General features: G+C 67.9%; 16 protein-coding genes. 8 read left to right on the top strand and 8 right to left on the bottom strand.

Features of this window, described 5'->3' with window-relative positions:
* Positions 1 to 40 precede the first annotated feature (40 nt).
* The 7 genes from A3Q37_RS01375 to A3Q37_RS01345 all read left to right on the top strand — a co-directional run bounded on the left by A3Q37_RS01375 (position 41) and on the right by A3Q37_RS01345 (position 8186).
* The gene (locus A3Q37_RS01375; RefSeq protein WP_065476397.1) at positions 41 to 1030 is read left to right on the top strand and encodes a choice-of-anchor M domain-containing protein; all 990 of its coding nucleotides are present in this window, start codon (positions 41 to 43) and stop codon (positions 1028 to 1030) included.
* Entirely contained in the window at positions 1027 to 1770 is a 744-nt protein-coding gene (locus tag A3Q37_RS01370) for an anchored repeat-type ABC transporter ATP-binding subunit (RefSeq protein WP_065476391.1), read from the top strand. The genes A3Q37_RS01375 and A3Q37_RS01370 overlap by 4 nt, the downstream gene beginning before the upstream one ends.
* A complete protein-coding gene (locus A3Q37_RS01365) occupies positions 1770 to 2720 on the top strand; it encodes an anchored repeat-type ABC transporter permease subunit (protein ID WP_065476388.1) in 951 nt (316 codons plus the stop codon). The genes A3Q37_RS01370 and A3Q37_RS01365 overlap by 1 nt, the downstream gene beginning before the upstream one ends.
* Positions 2721 to 3249: 529 nt before the next feature.
* Positions 3250 to 4752 carry a Y4yA family PLP-dependent enzyme gene (locus A3Q37_RS01360; protein ID WP_065476385.1) on the top strand — a complete coding sequence of 501 codons (1503 nt, stop codon included), beginning with the start codon at positions 3250 to 3252 and terminating at the stop codon, positions 4750 to 4752.
* Entirely contained in the window at positions 4742 to 6079 is a 1338-nt protein-coding gene (locus A3Q37_RS01355; RefSeq protein ID WP_065476382.1) for a pyridoxal-phosphate dependent enzyme, read from the top strand. The genes A3Q37_RS01360 and A3Q37_RS01355 overlap by 11 nt, the downstream gene beginning before the upstream one ends.
* Complete coding sequence (locus A3Q37_RS01350; protein WP_065476377.1) at positions 6076 to 7308, top strand: aminotransferase class V-fold PLP-dependent enzyme; 1233 nt, start codon at positions 6076 to 6078, stop codon at positions 7306 to 7308. The genes A3Q37_RS01355 and A3Q37_RS01350 overlap by 4 nt, the downstream gene beginning before the upstream one ends.
* Positions 7309 to 7388: 80 nt before the next feature.
* Positions 7389 to 8186, top strand: coding sequence for a class I SAM-dependent methyltransferase (locus A3Q37_RS01345; protein WP_065476374.1), 798 nt, complete (start codon positions 7389 to 7391; stop codon positions 8184 to 8186).
* 11 nt (positions 8187 to 8197) lie between these two features.
* Here the strand turns inward: A3Q37_RS01345 and A3Q37_RS01340 are convergent, their stop codons facing one another.
* Entirely contained in the window at positions 8198 to 8758 is a 561-nt protein-coding gene (locus A3Q37_RS01340) for a GNAT family N-acetyltransferase (RefSeq protein WP_065476371.1), read from the bottom strand.
* A gap of 253 nt (positions 8759 to 9011) precedes the next feature.
* A complete protein-coding gene (locus tag A3Q37_RS01335; RefSeq protein WP_255311697.1) occupies positions 9012 to 9344 on the bottom strand; it encodes a transposase family protein in 333 nt (110 codons plus the stop codon).
* A 794-nt stretch (positions 9345 to 10138) separates the two neighbouring features.
* Between A3Q37_RS01335 and murC the strand changes: the two genes are divergently transcribed.
* Positions 10139 to 11581 (top strand): UDP-N-acetylmuramate--L-alanine ligase, encoded by a 1443-nt coding sequence (murC, locus tag A3Q37_RS01330; protein ID WP_065476369.1) that lies wholly within the window; start codon positions 10139 to 10141, stop codon positions 11579 to 11581.
* Here murC and murF read toward each other — a convergent pair.
* The 6 genes from murF to A3Q37_RS01300 all read right to left on the bottom strand — a co-directional run bounded on the left by murF (position 11578) and on the right by A3Q37_RS01300 (position 17702).
* Positions 11578 to 12969: a UDP-N-acetylmuramoyl-tripeptide--D-alanyl-D-alanine ligase gene (gene murF, locus A3Q37_RS01325; RefSeq protein ID WP_079137595.1), complete on the bottom strand. Its 1392-nt coding sequence runs from the start codon at positions 12967 to 12969 to the stop codon at positions 11578 to 11580. The two genes, murC and murF, sit on opposite strands and share 4 nt — an antisense overlap.
* A gap of 438 nt (positions 12970 to 13407) precedes the next feature.
* Positions 13408 to 14025: a hypothetical protein gene (locus tag A3Q37_RS01320; protein ID WP_141693533.1), complete on the bottom strand. Its 618-nt coding sequence runs from the start codon at positions 14023 to 14025 to the stop codon at positions 13408 to 13410.
* 240 nt (positions 14026 to 14265) lie between these two features.
* Complete coding sequence (locus tag A3Q37_RS01315; RefSeq protein ID WP_065476356.1) at positions 14266 to 14724, bottom strand: DUF6082 family protein; 459 nt, start codon at positions 14722 to 14724, stop codon at positions 14266 to 14268.
* A 145-nt stretch (positions 14725 to 14869) separates the two neighbouring features.
* On the bottom strand, positions 14870 to 15463 hold the full coding sequence (locus A3Q37_RS01310) for a DUF6624 domain-containing protein (RefSeq protein ID WP_065476353.1): 594 nt from the start codon (positions 15461 to 15463) through the stop codon (positions 14870 to 14872).
* Positions 15460 to 16365, bottom strand: coding sequence for an endonuclease/exonuclease/phosphatase (locus tag A3Q37_RS36280; RefSeq protein WP_255311696.1), 906 nt, complete (start codon positions 16363 to 16365; stop codon positions 15460 to 15462). The genes A3Q37_RS01310 and A3Q37_RS36280 overlap by 4 nt, the downstream gene beginning before the upstream one ends.
* A 152-nt stretch (positions 16366 to 16517) precedes the next feature.
* The gene (locus A3Q37_RS01300; protein WP_065476341.1) at positions 16518 to 17702 is read right to left on the bottom strand and encodes a GntR family transcriptional regulator; all 1185 of its coding nucleotides are present in this window, start codon (positions 17700 to 17702) and stop codon (positions 16518 to 16520) included.
* Between the last annotated feature and the right edge of the window lie 165 nt (positions 17703 to 17867).

Raw genomic sequence — 17867 nt, 5'->3', positions numbered from 1 at the left:
GAAGCGACCTGCTTCGCCTCCGAACAAATCAGGAACCCCCATGCATCAGTTGCACATACCGCAGAGACCCTTGCGCCGATTCGCCTCGGTCCTACTTTCCGTCCCTCTCCTCCTCTGTCTGCTGGCACCGGCCGGATACGCCGACGACGGCGATCTCAAACAAACAGTAGACCCCGCCGAGAAGAACGTGGACGGCCGGGCTGTTCTCGACGCCGGGCACGTCGACATCGGTCCGCGGTTCATCGATGGCACCTGGCGTATCCAAGGACGGGACGATTCGAAGTCCCCGCCCGTCTGGCGCTCCCTTACGGATGTCGTCACCAAGGTGGTCGACGAGTCCAAGCAGAAGGCTCCCGACAGCCAGGACTTCTCCTTCCTGAATGCTGAACCAGGCAGCGAGGTGTTCGTCATACCTCAGACCCAGGCCCCCGAGATCGTCTGGCTGGGTTGGAACACGCAGGACCCCGAGGTCATGGAGAAGGTGAACCGCGGGGTGACTCTGACCATGCACAGCGTCAAGGGGCCCGGTCATTTCAGTGTGTTCCTCCAGAACGGAGACCTGGGGGCTCCCGACGTTCTCTGGGACGGTGACAAGTCTGGCGCGCAGGACCTATGGGTGGATGTCAACACCCACACGCACGCCAATTGGGTTTTCACCGAACCGGGTGTCTATGTCGTGGACTTCGAGGTTTCTGCTGAACTGGTCAGCGGCGAGCGCGTGACCGATCGTGCACCCCTGCGTTTCGCTGTCGGCGAGGAGACCGCGGTCGACGACGCATTCGATGTCGCAGCCCCGAGTGAAGCGGAGACTGGGCAGCCGTCGGTCACGAGCGCTGCGGACGATGACCCGGCGTCGGCTTCTTCAGAGAGCTCATCGCTCCCCGTGGTGCTGTTGGTCGTCGGTGCTGTGACGGCCCTCCTGCTGGTTGCTGTCGCGGCGGCCGCGGTGCGCGCCCGCCGTGCCCGACGGATCGCCGGGGCAGACCTCCCCACGGCGGAGTCGAAGAACTCCGAGGAAGGCACGCCGTGACTGCACTGTCCGTACGGGACCTGAACGTGTCTCTGGGGGGACGACTGGTGCTGCGTGACGTTGACCTCGCACTGGAGGCGGGTGACTTCATGGGGCTCATTGGCCCCAACGGAGCTGGCAAGACGACCCTCCTGCGATCCGTCCTCGGCCTTGTCGCGCCGCTCTCGGGCACAGTCCAGGTGACGGGGGCGACGATCAGGCAATCCCGGCGCCACGTCGGATATGTTCCCCAACGCCACGAGTTTGCGTGGGATTTCCCCATCAGTGTCGCTGACGCTGTTCTCGCGGGGCGCGTACGCCGCATCGGCTGGTTGCGCCGTGCGGGAGTGGCGGATTATCGGGCTGCCAATGCTGCGCTGGCCAGAGTCGGCATGACGGACCTGCGCGACAGGCCGGTGGGGCAGCTGTCCGGCGGGCAGCGGCAGCGCGTCCTCGTTGCCCGTGCGCTTTCCGTCGAACCGCGCGTCCTGCTGTTGGATGAACCATTCACCGGGCTGGACGTCCCCACCCAGGAACTGCTCACTGATCTCTTCAGAGACCTCAGCCGTGAAGGTAAAGCGGTGCTCATGACGACCCACGACCTGGTAGGAGCCCTGCACACCTGCGACAAGCTCTGCCTGGTCAACAAGACTGTGCTGGCCACCGGCGCGCCCGAAGATCTCCGTGACGCAGACCTGTGGCAAAGGGCATTCGGTATTCGCTCGGGCAGCCCGCTGCTCGCCGCCCTGGGAGTCAACTGATGCTTACTCCACAGGAGTTCATCGCGGACCTGTTCAATCCTGCGCTCTCCTTCCTTCCTAAAGCCCTGTTCGTGGCGCTACTCTCCTCGGCAGTATGCGGAGTGATCGGCTGCTATGTCGTACTCCGAGGTATGGCCTTCATCGGTGACGCCGTTGCCCACGCCGTCTTTCCGGGCCTCGCGGTCGCCTTTGTGATCCAGGGCAACCTGGTGCTCGGCGGCGCGGTGGCCGGCGTTCTGACTGCGGTCGGTGTCGCCGTCTTCTCCCAGAACCGCCGGTTGCGCGAGGACAGCGTCATCGGCGTCTTCTTCGTCGCGGCCTTCGCTCTCGGTATCGTGATCATCAGTCGTTCGCCCGGGTACTCCGGCTCCCTCCAGCAGTTCCTCTTCGGATCCATCACCGGCATCCCTGACGAGGACCTGGTCGTCGTCGCTGTCTCGACGGTCATACTGCTCCTGCTCGCCTTCCTCTTCCACAAGGAGTTTGTCTCCGTCACGCTCGACCGCGAGTCCGCACGCGCCCTCGGGCTTCCGGTCTTCGTGCTCGACCTTGCGCTCTACGTGATGGTCTCGGTCGCAGTCGTCATCTCGGTTCAGACCATTGGAAACATCCTTGTTCTCGCGCTCCTGGTCACTCCGGCAGCCACGGCTCGACTTCTCACTGACCGGCTGGGCGTGATGATGTTGCTTGCCCCGCTGTTCGGAGGTCTCGCTGCCTTTGTCGGCCTGTACTTTTCCTGGAGCCTGGATCTCCCTACGGGGGGCACCATCGTCCTGGTGGCCACGGCGTTCTTTCTGCTCTCCTGGGGCATAGCGCCACGGCATGGGGTGTTGGCCAGGCTCTGGCGGCGACGCCCCCAAGGGGAGGATGGCGGGGACGACTCCGAGGCCGACGCCGTCGAGCGCTCTCGCTTCGAGGCGGGTTCAGTGGAAAAGGCTGAGTCGCTTTGAGGAGCAGCACGCTGACCCGACTTCGGGGAGGAGCGGCCGGTCTGCCTCGTGGCGGAATCGGCTGCTCCGCTGCGTAGCACTGTTCATTCGGCAGCTTCTGTCCGTCACCGTTGCTGTGATGTCGGGTCCGCAGCTGTTGCCTATGGCGATGGCGCTGCTCCCACTGCGTAGTCTCTTGCAATGGAAGAGGCGGCGGACGAGCGCACGTGTGGCAGGGAACCGGACGCTGCTCCTGCGGAGGGCGGCTGTCCGGGGCGACTGGAACGTGCCCGCCAACCTCCGTTCCACAGGATCACGTTTGTCGCAATCGTCGTTCCGTACGCTCGAACCGCCCCGCCGGCATCCCTCGCCGGGCCTCGCAAGTAGCCGAACGAGCATGTGCGGCCACAGACATTGCGCTCCCTCCGCAAACGTGGGACTTCACCCCCGGAAGCGGACCGATGACGCTTAGAAGCGGGTGTACCTGGAAACGACTACTCCCGAGCGATCGTCGAATCGACGTTCGGCCGGCACTCGGGAGGGGCCTTACGTGGACGCACCTTTGTATCTGGGCCCCAGGGTGGAGCCGCCGCTTGCCGCACTGCTGGCGGACCGGTCGTTCCTGCACTCGCTCGTCGACGCCCTGGGGTCGCCGCTCAACGTGCTGCTCCCCGGAGCCGTAGCCGAGAACGCGGCCCGCTTCCGGGGCGTCTACGGTCGCCACCATCTCACCGGGCGGGTGTATTTCGCCCACAAGGCGAATAGGTCCAGCGCCCTGTTGCGGCGACTGGCGGTGGAGGACCCGGCCACCGTCGGTGTCGACGTCGCCTCGGTGGAGGAGTTGAAGCACGCGCTGGGTTGCGGGTTCACCGGCGACCGCATCATGGCCACCGGCCCCAAGGACGCGACGTTCCTCTGGCTGGCGGCCCGCGTCGGAGCGACGGTCAACCTGAACTCGCCCGGGGAACTGGAACGACTCTCCGGCCTCGTGCGCACGCATGGGCTCGGCCGGGTCGCCGTGCTGGTACGCCTTTCGGGGTTCGAATACGCCTCCGGTCGCGAGGGAGGGGGTACCCGACAGCTCTCTCGGCGCAGTCGTTTCGGTACTCCGGTACGGGACACGGAGGCGCTGTTGTCGGCGCTCGAACGCCACATGGAGACAGTGGAGTTCATCGGTGCCGCCTACCACCTCGACACCACCGGTGTCGAGGAGAAGGCGCGGGCGCTGGAGCAGTGCGTGCTCTTCATGGACGAATGCCGGGCACGGGGACTTACGCCGCGCGTCCTCGATATCGGGGGCGGATTCGGCGTTGGCTACGTTGCCGAGGCGGAGGAGTGGGAGCAGTGGACCACCGCGCTCGTCGAGGCAGTGCTCGGTGTACGCCCGCCATTGACCTGGCGTGGACACGCATACGGGCTGCGTAATGAGGGCGGCACAGTACGCGGTGCCGCCGCGCTCTATCCCGCGTACCGACCCACCGCCGGGCCCGGCTACCTGGACGAGCTGCTGTCCCTGCCTGCTCCGGTGCTGGGCCGCCCGCCTGCCACTCTCCTGCTGGAGCATCTCCACGACCTGTACATCGAACCCGGCCGCTCTCTGGTCGACCAATGCGGACTGTCGCTCGCCCGCGTGCTGGACGTACGCTCCGTGGACGCGGAGTCCGGTCACTATCTGGTGCACCTCGCCATGAACGCGGGCGACATGAGCCTGGAAGAGCACGGAGTCCTGGTCGACCCCGTCTTGCTGCCGCGGGCTGAAGCCGAGGCCGGTGATGGGAAGCCGGTCGGTGTCTACCTCGCCGGCAATCTGTGCTTGGAAGCCGATCTGATCACTCGCCGCTTGGTCTTCCTGCCCCGGCTGCCGCGAGCGGGGGAGCTGCTGGCTTTCGTCAACACCGCGGGCTACGCCATGGATTTCCACGCACATCGCGCTCAGCGGCAGCCCGTCGCGCGGGCAGTTGCGGTGGAGCGTCGAGGTACATCCTGGAACTGGTGCCTGGACGAGGACTACTGGCCGATCACATCCCTGGGAGAGCAGCCGGATGAGGTATGACAGCATCACCGAGGCCATAGGGAACACGCCTTTGGTGCGCATCGATCCCGCCGTGCACGGACTGCGCAACATCGACCTCTACGCGAAGCTGGAGATGCTCAACCCCTTCGGGTCCGTCAAGGACCGGCCTGCCTGGCACATGGCCCGGCCCCACCTGGAGGATGCCACTGACAGTGGCGGGACGGTTGTGGAGCTTTCCAGCGGCAATACGGCCAAGGCGTTGGCCCTGCTGGCCGGTATGCACGGAGTGAGGTTCAAGAGCGTCACCAACCGCATGCGCGTACCTGAGATCAAGGAACTTCTGCTCCTCATCGGTGCCGAGATCGAGGAACTTCCTGGGCGTAGTGAGTGCCTCGATCCGACCGACACGGACGACCCACTGACGCACTTTCACCGGGCGCTGTCCGACCCGGGGAGCACATACCTGCACACTGACCAGTACTTCAACCCCCGCAACGTCGAGTCGCACGTGGGGAGCACCGGTCCCGAGATCGTGAAGGATTTGGACGGCCGGGCGCCGGACTGGTTCATCGCCTGCGTGGGCACAGCCGGTTCGTCGACGGGTGTCGCCAAGGTTCTGCGCGAGCACGACTCACGCGTGCACGTCCTCGGCTTGGTCGCCCACAAATCGGACTTCATACCGGGCATTCGCACCATCGACGAGGTCCAGCAGGTCGGTCTGTTCGACCCGGCCACGTACGACACCATCGAGTCGGTCACCTCGGACGAGGCCATTGACGGGATGATCACCCTGATCCGCCGTTGCGGGCTGTTGAGCGGTCCCACCGGGGGCGCGGCCTACCAGGGGGCAGTTCGACAACTACGGTTTGCCGACGACGAGCTGGAGGGAACGGGGCAACGCGGCACGGCGGTGTTCATCGTGTGCGACCGGGCCGAGAGCTATCTCAGCTATGTGCGTCAGCGGCGCCCGGAACTCCTGGGCCGAACGGTCCGTGGGCGGTCTGCGGCAGCCGTCACCGACGCCGAAGCCCGGGCGGAGGCACAGGTCATCGGGGTGGATGAAGCTCGGCGCTGGTCTGCCGAAGGCGACCCCCGCCCACTCGTCGTCGACCTGCGCAGTCCGCACGCCTATGCCGCCCTGCATATCGAGGGCTCGGTCAACATCGTCGACGAGGTGTTCGATGACCTTCTCCGCGGCGGGCTTCCCTTTAGCAAGCGCACTCCTGTGCTGCTCGCCTGTCCCGTCGGCGAGAAGTCACTGCGTTACGCGGCCGCACTGACCCGGATGGGTCACCCGGACGTTCGCAGCCTCGTCGGCGGGATCGTGGCCTGGCGGGACGCGGGCGCACCGCTGGTGCGCGAATGAGCGCGAAGGGCCCACGTCCAACCGCAGAACCTGAGGACCCTGAGAACCCGTTCTGGCAGCAGGAAGCAAGGAATCAGTTTCCCATCGTCACGGCGCACCCGGAGCTGACATACTTCGACAGTGCGGCAACGTCCCAGAAGCCACATGCCGTGCTGGAGGCCGTTCAGACTTACCTCACGACGTCGAACGCCAACGCCGGCCGCGGCACTTACCCGTGGGCCAACCGGACGACTGAACTGGTGGAATCAACCCGGGAAACAGTCAAGGAATACCTCCACGACCCCGAACCGGTCCGCTCCGGAGTTCACTTCACCAGTGGTACCACCGATGGATTGCGGACCGTCGCCCGCGACTGGCTCGTGTCCTACCTCGCCGACGGGGACGAGATCCTCGTGCCGTACGGCGACCACAGGGCGAATCTCGACCCCTGGATCGAGGCTCGGAGGCTGCTGGCCGAGCGCGGCATCCACGTCCGGGTGCAGGCGCTGCCGTACCAAAGGGGCTCCGGAGACTACGACCATATGGCCCTGGCCCGGGCAGTGAGCCCGCGGACCCGCTTCGTCGCTGCCACCCACGTGCACCACGTCTATGGCGGTGACATGAACGTGCACCGCATCCGTGAAGTGGTCGGCCCGGACGTGCCTATCTGTCTGGACGCAGCACAGAGCGTCGGCCACATGCCCGTCCGCGTCGACGATTCGGCTCTCGACGTCGACTTCGTGGTCTTCTCCGGGCACAAGGCGATGGCTCTGCCGGGCTCAGGGGCGATTTGGGCGCGCAACGCGCGCGGGCCTGTGTTCCGGCCTGACGGCTGGCAGGGTTCGCCCAACACAGCGGGCATCGTCTCGCTGCGGGCCGCTCTCGACTGGCTGGACGCGATTGGACCGGAGCGCGTCGCGCAGTGGACAACCATGCTCTCCACCCGGTTGACGGACAGGCTCGGGAAGCTCGGGCCGTACGAGGTTCTCGGCTGTCAGGCGAGTCTGGCTGCCGACTCCGCCCTGCCCGCCGAGCAGCGCCGACGAGGCATCGTCACCTTCCGGCACCACGACATCCCTTCCGGCGATCTCGGGTTCATTCTCTTCAGCCATGGCTTCATGGTTCGAGCCGATCACCTGTGCCAGGCTGGAGCCGACGCCCGAGACGCGTCGGTGCGCGTGAGCCTGCACGTGTACAACACGACGGAGGAGGTCGACCGCCTGCTGACTGTCCTCGCGTCGCTGACTTGAAATGAAATTGATAATCGTTACCATTTATAGATCCGTCGGTGCCTCCGCGCGGACGAGAGACGGACGAGGTGACGCGAACTATGGGTGTGAGCATGGCGACGGCCCGGACCTGGGTCGAGCGCTGGGAATGCCAGCAGGAGCGGTATGCGGTGGATCGCGAGGAGCGGTTCACCGTGATCGCGGACGTCGTCGAACACGCCGTCAAGGGGCTTACCCGTCCCCTGCTGCTCGACCTCGGGTGCGGCCCCGGCTCCCTGGCTGCCAGGCTGGCCGATCGGTTCCCGCACGCCGAGATCGTGGCCGCGGACATGGACCCCGTGCTGCTGGAGCTGGGACGCACCCACCATGCCGACGCCGCCCGCTACGTTGACACTGTCATCGGCGCGGAAGGCTGGATCGGCGCCCTCGGGCTGGACCGCCCCCTGGATGCCGCCGTCTCGACGACCGCCCTGCACTACCTTTCCGAGCCGGTGCTGCTGCGCACCTACCGTTCCCTCGCCGCCCTGCTGCGCCCCGGCGGCGTCCTGGTCAACGGAGACCACTTTCCGCCGGACGTGGCAGCCTGCTCGGAGCTCACCGCTCATGTGGGCCGTCGCAGGTCTGAGCGCACTGGGGGCCACGCCAGGGAGGACTGGCGATCGTGGTGGGATGCTGCGGCTCAAGACCCCGAACTTGCCGACCTCCTGGACGAACGCCGGCGGCGGTACGCCCTTCATGCCTGCAGCGGTGGCGACGAGCAGGTCACGGTGTGCCGACACGCCGCACTGCTGCGCCGGGCTGGCTTCGCGCATGTCGCGCCTGTCTGGCAGTTCGGCGACAGCACTGTCCTGGTGGCAGTCATGGGCGGCACGGCTGAGGCGACTCCGACAAATGGGTGATCCGTAGCCGCTTACAAAGCCAGACTCATCAGGATCTCATCGCGGTCGTCGCCAGGGGCCACGCGCAAGGCGCCTGGCCACCTGCCTACCTCTGCCCACCCTGACTTGCGGTAGAACTCCTCCAGCCCCAGACCCGACCGCACGGCGAGTTGCAGCCGCTCCAGTCCCATCTCGTCGCGCGCGATGCCCTGAACCCCCCGCATCAGTGCCGCACCGACGCCCAGGCCGCGGAAGTGAATATCTGTCTGAACATGGTTCACCACGCCGCAATGCGCCGCGAGGGGATGCAACTCGCGGCGCAACAGCAGCCAGCCCGCGAGCGTGCCTTCCGCGGTCGCCAGGATGAGTCTGCTGTGGCTGGGGGACAGGCCATGAGCGATTCTTTCGACCGCCGGGCTGAGTGCCGCCTGGGATACAGGCGGAAGCGGACAATCCATCGGGATGACGGCCCCTCCCGCGTTCACGACTGCTGTCCAGCACGCCGTGAGTTCTCGCCGGACGGCTTCCGTGGCCTCACTGGGTCGGCTGAGCTGTGTGATCACGATGGTGGGTACCGCCTCATACGCTGTCACACCCGGTAGCTTGCCAGGTGCCCGAGACGTCGAGGGTGCCATCGGCAGTACTCGGCGGTGTTTCTCGTAGGAGGCCGGCGGCGCCGCGATCAGTACGGCAACAGCAACGTCAAGCGCGCCGAACCGTGTGGTGGCCCCCTGAGCGCCGGCCCGGGCGGCGTGACACTTTCCGGATCTCTTCCGTGAGCCTCCGCCAACCTGAAGCCGCAGTTCGAGGGGCTGGTGTGACTGGTCCTCAGGGTGCTCACGCTGGTCATAAGCGGCAGTCCGCAGAGAAGATCGTCCGCCAGCGGTTGACTTCGAGGTTCGCCATGACGAACAAGGCTCGCAGGAGTCGGGTGGCGCGTGCGGGGTCGGTGCGGAGCTTGGTGAGGATCTGCCAGTTCTTGAGGTGCGCGAAGCCGTGCTCGGCCGGTGCGCGTCCGACGGCAAGGACGCGGTTGGCTCCCTTCTGGCCGGGGGTGAGCTTGTGGGTGCGGCTGGCGGTGTAGCCGGTGACGATCACGGGGTCGGGGATGTCGTTGTCCAGGCCGCGGAAGCCCGAGGACGGCCAACGCGCCAAGGCTGGCGGCGCGCAGGTGGGCACGACCGGGATGAGAAGGACGGGCTGATGGTCGTCCGGCCCGTCGGGGGATCTTACCTAGCAGTAGTCCTCAGCGGACCGACTGAGTCAAGGGCGTTGCGGACTGGCTGCGCATGCGTCCGCACCACTACGAGCACCCGCCCGCCCGCCCGCCCGCCCGGATGGATGGATGTGGTCACTCTTTTGTCCCCCATCGCTTCGGGAGCCTCAGCCCCCTGCCGGTGTGTCTCCGCGTGCTAGACGCTGATGCATCGAATTCAAGGCAGCCCTGAGGGCTTTCTGCGCATAGCTCTCAAGTGACAAGTTCTGCTCAGCCGCCAGTCTCGCGAGATCCTGGTGGTCCTGTTCATCAAGCAGGACCACGACTCTGCAGGGTCGAGCAATATTCAGGCTCTGTGGCGTGCAAGGCCGACCCAGACGCTCTGAGAGTAGTTCAGCGAGAATTCCGGGTACCGGGGCTCTCGGCTTCTCGCCATGGCGAATCCAGCGGCTGACGCGAGTGCTGGACACGGCTATCCCGTTGTGCCCGTTCTTCACGGCCCGCAAGTTCACCCGTCGTGCCGTCTCGTGGTTGCTCCACCTCGCCTCTGAAAGGGCAAGGGCGAGCGGGTAGTTAGGTTTCTTGATGATGCATCTCCGACATAGGGGGTGGGCCTCTTGGGGGTGCGAATGTGTTCGCACCCCCAAGATGTGTAGACCTCGGATATTCGGAATGGCGATGGTGAGTGTGCATCCCTCAACCACGGGATGGCGGCTACCTTCTGAGGTGGCTGACGGAGCCTTCGAGGAGGCATTTCATGGAAACCGCAGTCCCCACGATCACCCCGGACGCCACAGGTGAGCTGTCCGACCTGCGCCGCCTGCATTTCATCGGTATCGGCGGAGCGGGCATGCAGTCCGTGGCCCGTGTCTGCGCCGAGCGCGGCTACAGCGTCTCGGGCAGCGACGCCCGGCCGTCCGCCCGACTCGAATCCCTGGCGCGGGTCGGCGCGCAGGTGGTGATCGGTCACCGGCCGGAGAACGTCCCGGCGGACGCTACCGCCGTCGTCTTCACCCACGCCATCGGTGACGACAACTCCGAGGTGGCGCAGGCGCGCAGGCTCGGAATCCCGGTCGTGCACCGCTCGTTGGTGCTGAACACGCTGATGGCCCGGAACACGTCGGTTGCGGTGATGGGGACGCACGGCAAGTCGTCCACCGCGGCGATCCTCGCCTTCACCCTCGCGCGTCTGGGCCAGGACCCCTCGTACATGGTCGGCGCCGACCTGGAAGGGCCGGGCAGCGGCGGGCACGCCGGACGGGGGGAGCTGTTCGTCGCCGAGGTCGACGAGTCCGACCGTACGCACATCGGTACGAGGATGGACGTCGCGGTCGTCACGAACATCGCGTACGACCACGTGGAGAACTACGCCGACCCGGCCGAGTACATCGCCGGGTTCGAGCAGTGCGTCCGTGCCGGCATGACCAAGAACGGCACGCTGATCCTGAACGCGGACTCCGCGGGATGCCGGGAGCTGGCGGCCCGGCTGGAGCGCAGCGGCAACGGCCCGAAGGCCGTCATGGTCGGAACGGCGGACGACGCGGACTGGCGCCTGACCATGGCCGTCACCTCGGGTGGTCGCAGCCGCGCGGTGCTGAGCGGCCCGGACGGGACGATGGCCGAGCTGGTGCTGCGCGTGTCGGGCGTCCACCAGCTCACGAACGCCGCCGCGGCGACGGTGGCCCTGCACGTTCTCGGACAGGACCTCGACCAGGCGGTCGAGCAGCTGCGCTACTTCGACGGGGTGCAGCGGCGTCTGACGCCTGCCGGTGAGACGGCCGGGGTGCGTGTCCTCGACTCCTTCGCGCACCACCCGGACGAGGTGCGAGCCGATCTGGCGGCGGCCAGCTCGCTCCTCGCCCAGGGTGGTCGTGTCATCGCGGTGTTCCAGCCCTCCGGCGCCCGGCGTCTGGACGCCTTCGGCGGTGACTTCGCCGTGGCGCTGTCCGCGAGCGACCTGACGGTGCTCACGGACAGCACCCGCGGCCTGCCGGCGGATGCGCTGGAGGTCCTGTCCACGCAGGTCTCCGACGCCGGGGGCTCCGCCCGGCAGGTTCCTGACCGTGCGGAGGCGGCGGTCTACGCGGCCGAGGCCGCGCGGCCGGGCGACGTCATCGTGCTGATGGGCGCCGGTGACATCGTCGAGACCGGCCCGGCGGTGCTCACGGCGCTGGAGGCGGTGGCCGTCGTAGCGGCCTAAGCCCCAGCAGGACCGGCGGGGGTCGGCTGCAACAGCGCGCTCGCGAGCTGTTGCAGTTCGACCCCGCGGCTGGCCTTGACTAGGACGACGTCGCCAGGCTGGAGGGTCGAGTGGAGCAGATCGAGAGCAGTCTCCTGGTCCGGCATCCACTCGGCCTTCCGGCCCGCACTGCGCACACCGTCCGACATCCACTGCGCTTCGTCGCCCCCCACCAGGATGATGCGGTCGAGCCCTCGCTCCGCCGCGTAGCGCCCGATCTCCTCGTGGGCGGTGCGCGAGTCGGTACCGAGTTCGTTCATCCGGCCGAGCACGGCCACCGCGCGCTGTCCGATCCCCCGGGTCATGGATGCCAGCGCGTCCAGGCTGTGCCGCATCGAGGACGGGTTGGCGTTGTAGGCGTCGTTGACGATGGTGACGTTGTCGGCCCGCGTCTCCGTCTCCATCCGCCATTTGGAGCGCGGCAGCGCACGCGACAGGCGCGCGGCGATCTCCGCTGTGTCCAGCCCGGTCTCACGGCCGACGGCGGCGGCGGCGAGGCTGTTGTGCACCTGGACGCCGCCCACGAACTGGAGCTGCACCGAGGCGGTTCCCTCCGGAGTCGTGAGGGTGTAGGAGGTGCGGCCCTGTGCGTCGGTGGTGATGTCCATGGCCCGGATGGTGGCGTTCTCGCCCAGGCCGTAGGTCACCACGCGCCCGCCGGAGCGTTCCGTCATGGGCTGTACGTAGTCGTCGTCGGCGTTGAGGACGGCGAGGCCGGCCGGGGGGAGGGCTTCGACGATCTCGCCCTTGGCCTGGGCGATGTTGTCGCGTCCGCCGAACTCACCGATGTGGGCGGTTCCGACGTTCGTGACGACGCTGATGTCCGGCTGCGCGATGCGGGTGAGGTCGCGGATGTCGCCGATGTGGCGGGCGCCCATCTCCAGGACGAGGTGGTCGGTGCCGGTGTCGGCCAAGGTGACGGTGAGCGGCAGGCCGATCTCGTTGTTGAAGCTCTGCGGGGTGGCTACGACGGTGCCCGGCAGGACCTGTGAGATGAAGTCCTTGGTGCTGGTCTTGCCCGCTGAGCCGGTGATGGCGACGACGCGGGCGCTGGCGAGCGGTCCGGTCAGCAGGGCGTGGGCCAGCTTCCCGAAGGCACCGAGGACGTCGTCGACCACGATGGCAGGGACGCCGACGGGGTGCGTGACGATGGCGGCGACGGCACCCTTGTTGCGGGCGGACTCGGCGTACGCGTGCCCGTCGACCTGCTCGCCCTTCAACGCGATGAAGAGGCTGCCGGGCTGTGCCTCCCGGGAGTCGAATACGGCGGGCTGCGTGACCCGATCCTCGGGGTCGAGGACATCTACAAGACGGCCGCCGACGACCTCAGCGATTTTGTTCAAGGACATGGAGTGCAAGGGGTTCTCCCTGTTCAGGCGATGGAATGTGACGCTACCGGCCGATGCGCGGTCGGTGGTGAACCGGCAAGTCGACCGGTGGCGCGCGTCATGCGTGGGACGGACGGCACGGCGAGCCGCCGTCTGTACCGTACGAAGTACGAGGCGAAACCGTCGGCGGGTGGCTGGGACAAGGCGCGGCTGCGGCGTGATGCCCTCCTGACGGGCTACGCGCCGCACGGTGCAGGTCGAGCGTGCGGGGAGAAGCCGAGGGAGCGGCTTCTCCCCGCACGCGATGGCGTCCGACCCCGGCCCTTGCTCAGGCCCGGCTGCCGGGTGCTGCACCCGCCCCCGGTTACGGAGGGCGGGCGTTCGGGGGCCCGTGCTCAGGAAGCAGGTGGTCGTGCCGGCGCGTGTCAGGAGCGAGCCGCCGAAAGCTGATGCGCGAGGTCATTGGGGGGTTCCCTTACTCGCTCTGGGGGACGCAGTCTCGGACACTTTGAGGTGATGACGGTGACCGAAACCCGTACGGATGAAGTCGGCGCCGTCGGAGGAGCTTTCGGTGCCCGATCCGGGGCGGGCGGTGTCCCTTCGCTGACGCGGGTCGCCATCGGGGCACGCGGCTTCGGCAGGGCCGGTCCTCGTCCTGTACGAGGCCCATACGGTCTCGCCGCGTGCCCTGGTGGTGGAGTGACCGAACTCATCGGCCAGGTCGAGGGCTCGGAGGATTTGCCCGTGCTCAACGGCGCCGAGTTCGTCTCGGAGAGCTGCCTCGGCATGGATCGCCGTGGGATTGACCGACATGGTCAGTTGCATGCCGTCGATGTGGCTGAGGACGCTGATGAGGATGGCGGCCCGCTCCTGGGGAGAGCGCACCGGGGGTTGAGAGGTTCCGGCGTCTTGCGAGTCGATCATCATGTGGCCGGTGGTCGCCGCAGCCTTGGAGATCCGAGCTTGAAGCGCCTGGGACCGTGCCGCTTCCTGCGGGTCCTGCACGCCGAGTTCGACGGCCACGTCCGGCGGGAACGTGCGACGGCTATGGCGCCCGGTGAATCGCTCGGCGGTCAAGATGCCCCCTGGCAAGTCGAGTTGAGCAGGTGGTCGAGCAATGTCAATGCGTGATGCCACCCGGAGCTCCCGGCTTCCGCCTGCGGAGAAACGGACGGGTGGCGGTACGGGCGGGTGGGCCGGCCGATGACTCCCCCACAGAGCCGTCGGCCGGGGCGCGGTCAGGTGCGCCGTCTCCCTCGTGCCCGAAGGAGACCCCGTTCTCGGTCCGCTCCCTGGTGCGGGGCGGAGGGCTGTGCCTCAGCGGCCCGCGGGCTCCCGTGCGGCCTCCTCGTAGGCCAGGGCCAACGCCTTGTTGACCGCCCGGCCCGTAGCGTCGCTGCTGACGGCGGTCTCGTCCTCACGGACGACTCGGAACTTCTCCCAGTACATGCGGCACGGCTTGGACCGCATGAGGTACCGGGCGTAGTGGAGCAGCTGCCGGTCGTCAGCGGCACCGAGGCGCTTGCGCAGACTCACCATGCACAGCAGCCAGTTCCCGCTCATCGCCTCCTGGTAGGACGGCGGTTCCATGTCGGCCGGGGCCCACATCGCGGCAGTTTCGCGGTGTGTGGAGACATGACGGAGCCAGGCGAGCTGGTTGCCCGCGAGCACGATCTCGTTCCTCTGCTCCTGGTGCCGGGCCTCCTGAAGAAGCCGGGCGATGCCGACGCCGACGAGAGCAGCCCCCGTCGACAGAATCGCGGTGCTGGTACGCATGCTTGAGACCCTTCGGTTGTACGGGCGGGTTACTGGCGTGGCCCCGCAGCTGCAAGGGAGGCGCGACGCGGTGCTGGCGACCGGGACTGGAACGGCAGCGACGGCGTGGTCGAACCGTTCGGAGGGGCGCGTACGGGGGCTGTGGTCATGCCGCCTCCGCGAGGTCGGCGCCGCCTGCCGCCGCGCCCGGCCGGTGAACGGCGGGCGGGTCCTCCGCGAGGCGGCGGCGCAGGCGTTCGAGCGCCTCCGCAGCGGGCGGGAGGTCCATCTGCGCCCTGCGGGCGTCGAGCCCTTCCGGCTCGTGTACGTCCGCCCGCTCCGGCCCGTGAGGACCGAGGAGGCGGCGGTACTGCGTGCCGTACACCTGGGGCGATCCGATGTTCAGGCGGTACCGGTCGTGCAGGTGTGCCCACAGTCGCGAGGAGGCGGTTCCCTGCTGTACGGCTGCGTACATCAGCCGGGCGGCGGAGAGTTGGACGTCCTTGCGGATGTCCGCGCGCAGGGCGATCTGCCATGCTGCCTCGGCGCCGTCGTCGCCGACGAGCTGTACGTCCGGCCAGCCGTAGTCCTCGATGATCCTCTTGAGGTACCCGGCGTTGAGGTAGTCGGTGTGGCGGCCCTGGCCGACCTGCTGGTCGGGCAGCGATACGCGGACGAGGCGGTGCCAGTGTTCGTCGGCCTCTGCGGCCCGGCAGATCAACTCGGCAGCCAGATCGGGGCGTCGCGGTCCTGCACTCATGCCGCACCGTCCTCCGGGTCGGGGTGCCGTGCGGTGATGTCGACGGAGACGATGACCGGCAGGTGGTCGCCGAGCTTCCGGGTCTCGGCCGTGTCCAGGACGTAGTGGCTCCGGAGACCTGGGGCGAGGCGACGTGACAGGAGTACGTAGTCGGATCTGCGGTCCCACGGTTCGCTGCCGCGCCCCCAGTGGCCTGCCGTACGCGGGGGCGTCATACCGAGCTGTCGGGGCGGGTCGACGAACCCGGCGCGGAGCAGGGCGTCCATGGCCCGGCGGTCGCATCCGCCGTACGTGCCGTCCGGCAGCATGATCCTGTGCCGTGAGTGCAGGTGTGCCGGTACACGGTCCCAGTCGTCCGGCTCCGGGTCTCCGATGCCGCCCGAGTTCGCATCGAGGATGAGCAGGGCGAGCTCATTGCCGTACTCCGTCAGGAATCCGGTCTCGGACAGCCGGATGCAAGGGCACATGGGGCTCAGGTGTCCGAGCAGTGCCGTCAGGTCGACTCCGTCGACCTTCAACTTGGCGCGGGCGACGGTGTGGTGGAACTTGCCGTCGGAGATGTCGGGCCGCCAGCCCAGGCACTGTACGCGTGGCCAGCGGTAGAGGAAGGCGACGTGGCAGCCGTGGCTCCGGGACAACGCCAGCTGCGCCTGCATCCCCAGCGCCTCGGCGGTTTCGAAGAGTCGGCGGCGGTCGTCGCGGTCCCAGTGCTTGGCCTCCTGGAGCCCCAGAATGTCCAGGTCCTGCGCCGCCAGAACGTCGAGCTGCGCGAGCCACCTGTCCTGTCCGCCGTCCATCACGTTGTAGGACGACACCCGAAGAAGCCCGGGGGCCTCCTCGGGCACGGCCGGAGCGGGGCGGAGGCCCGGACCGGGCATCCGGAGCGGTTCGACGAGTTGCACGCCACGGAGGGCACCACCCTGGCCCAGCGCAGGGTGCTCCGTACCTCGGGGCCCGGTGGTCAAGACCCTCTCCGGCGCTTCGCGGCGCCGCGGGGGAGCGGCCCCACCGCGAAGGCCGGAGAGGGGGATCACGGGGGTGAGGGAAGCCGCGCTCATCGGTCGCCCTCGGCGTCCTCTTCGACGAGGCGAAGAACGTGAAGCACGGCGACGCCCAGGCACGCCGTCCGCCAGAGCCGGCCGTGCGGGATGGAAGGAGCGTCGGCGAGCGCGGTCTCAGCAGTCCAGCGCAGCACGGCAAGAGCATCGGCGTCATCCGCATAGCCGTCCTGAGCAATCCAGATCAGGCGCGCGGCCGCGGCCACAAGTGCCCGTGTCGTGCTCTCCAAGGTCTCGGGGTGAGGGCTGAGCCGACGGATCCACCAGCCGCGCGCGTTACGCGCGGCCTCCCGGACAGCGGAATGGCTGAGGACAGCACCGCCCATCGCCTTCGTGCGCAGGTAGACGAGAAGGGTCTCCAGCTCGGGCGGGGAGGCCGCGGGAAACGGGAGGGTGGAGCGCACGGTCGAGCGCGCTCCCCGGTAGGCGGTGATGGTGCCCTCGTGGTGGAGGACGTGCAGGGCCTGACTCACGACTGACTGCGGAACCAACAGAGCGGCACACAGCTCCGGGAGCCGGGGAAGACGTGAGCCCGGCGGATAGACACCCTTCGCGACCATCATGCGCAACCAGGCGGCGATGTGGAGGGCTCGGTCACCGTCATGTTCCGTACCGGCGACGCGGGCCTTGTTGGAAGGGGAGATGATCACCGCACCCTCGGCGGCCAGGTCGCTCAGGGCCGTCTCGACACGGACGACGGAAGCCAGGGTGAGGCCCACGTCCACCGCGAGCCGTTTCACCCCGAGGGGCCTGCCCGGCGCGTACTCGCCGCTGCTGATCCCCTCGCGCAATCGGCGTCCGACCTCCTGAACGCTCGGACCGGGGCGGGCCGCCTCACGAACAGCCTGCAACAGCCGGCGCGCGGCGGCGTACAACAGCACAAGGTGGCCGGCCTTCTCGGTGTCGGGGCCGGGGCGCCGCAGTGGGCCGATGAGGTCCCGCCACCGGGCGAGGTCCGCAGGAGATCCCTCCGCGCCTCGGAGCCGGGCCTCCGCGACGACCACCCACCGGTCCATGAACGCATGGACCGTCTCCCGGTCGTCAGCGCGATCGGCAGTCCAGTCCATCTCGCTCGTCGTGCGCTGTAAAGCCCTTAACGCCTTGGTGGCTTCGTCGTACGTCGGCGACTGCGGCTGCTCGGCGGCGGCCGTCTCGACGACGCTGGTCTTCGCGGTGCTCATGATGCTCCTGATCACGGTGAAGAAAGGAAAGGGAAGACGCCGCTAGGTGCCGCACGACCGGTGCGCCGCGGGCGTCCCGCCCGGTGCTGGGTCGCTTCGACTTCTCGCGGGGGAGAGGGAAGCCGTGGTCTGCCAGCACCGGGCGGTCGCTCGTCGGACCGCAGG

This window comes from Streptomyces sp. PTY087I2 (genome assembly GCF_001687325.1).
Taxonomy (GTDB): domain Bacteria; phylum Actinomycetota; class Actinomycetes; order Streptomycetales; family Streptomycetaceae; genus Streptomyces.
This window is presented reverse-complemented; position numbering and strand designations above follow the sequence as displayed.

Bases quoted from the DNA above. Each gene is read 5' to 3' on its own strand.
- A3Q37_RS01375 (WP_065476397.1), top strand. From the start codon at position 41: ATGCATCAGTTGCACATACCGCAGAGACCCTTGCGCCGATTCGCCTCG.
- A3Q37_RS01365 (WP_065476388.1), top strand. From the start codon at position 1,770: ATGCTTACTCCACAGGAGTTCATCGCGGACCTGTTCAATCCTGCGCTC.
- A3Q37_RS01355 (WP_065476382.1), top strand. From the start codon at position 4,742: ATGAGGTATGACAGCATCACCGAGGCCATAGGGAACACGCCTTTGGTG.
- A3Q37_RS01350 (WP_065476377.1), top strand. From the start codon at position 6,076: ATGAGCGCGAAGGGCCCACGTCCAACCGCAGAACCTGAGGACCCTGAG.
- A3Q37_RS01345 (WP_065476374.1), top strand. From the start codon at position 7,389: ATGGGTGTGAGCATGGCGACGGCCCGGACCTGGGTCGAGCGCTGGGAA.
- murC (WP_065476369.1), top strand. From the start codon at position 10,139: ATGGAAACCGCAGTCCCCACGATCACCCCGGACGCCACAGGTGAGCTG.
- murF (WP_079137595.1), bottom strand. From the start codon at position 12,969: ATGTCCTTGAACAAAATCGCTGAGGTCGTCGGCGGCCGTCTTGTAGAT.
- A3Q37_RS01315 (WP_065476356.1), bottom strand. From the start codon at position 14,724: ATGCGTACCAGCACCGCGATTCTGTCGACGGGGGCTGCTCTCGTCGGC.
- A3Q37_RS01310 (WP_065476353.1), bottom strand. From the start codon at position 15,463: ATGAGTGCAGGACCGCGACGCCCCGATCTGGCTGCCGAGTTGATCTGC.
- A3Q37_RS01300 (WP_065476341.1), bottom strand. From the start codon at position 17,702: ATGAGCACCGCGAAGACCAGCGTCGTCGAGACGGCCGCCGCCGAGCAG.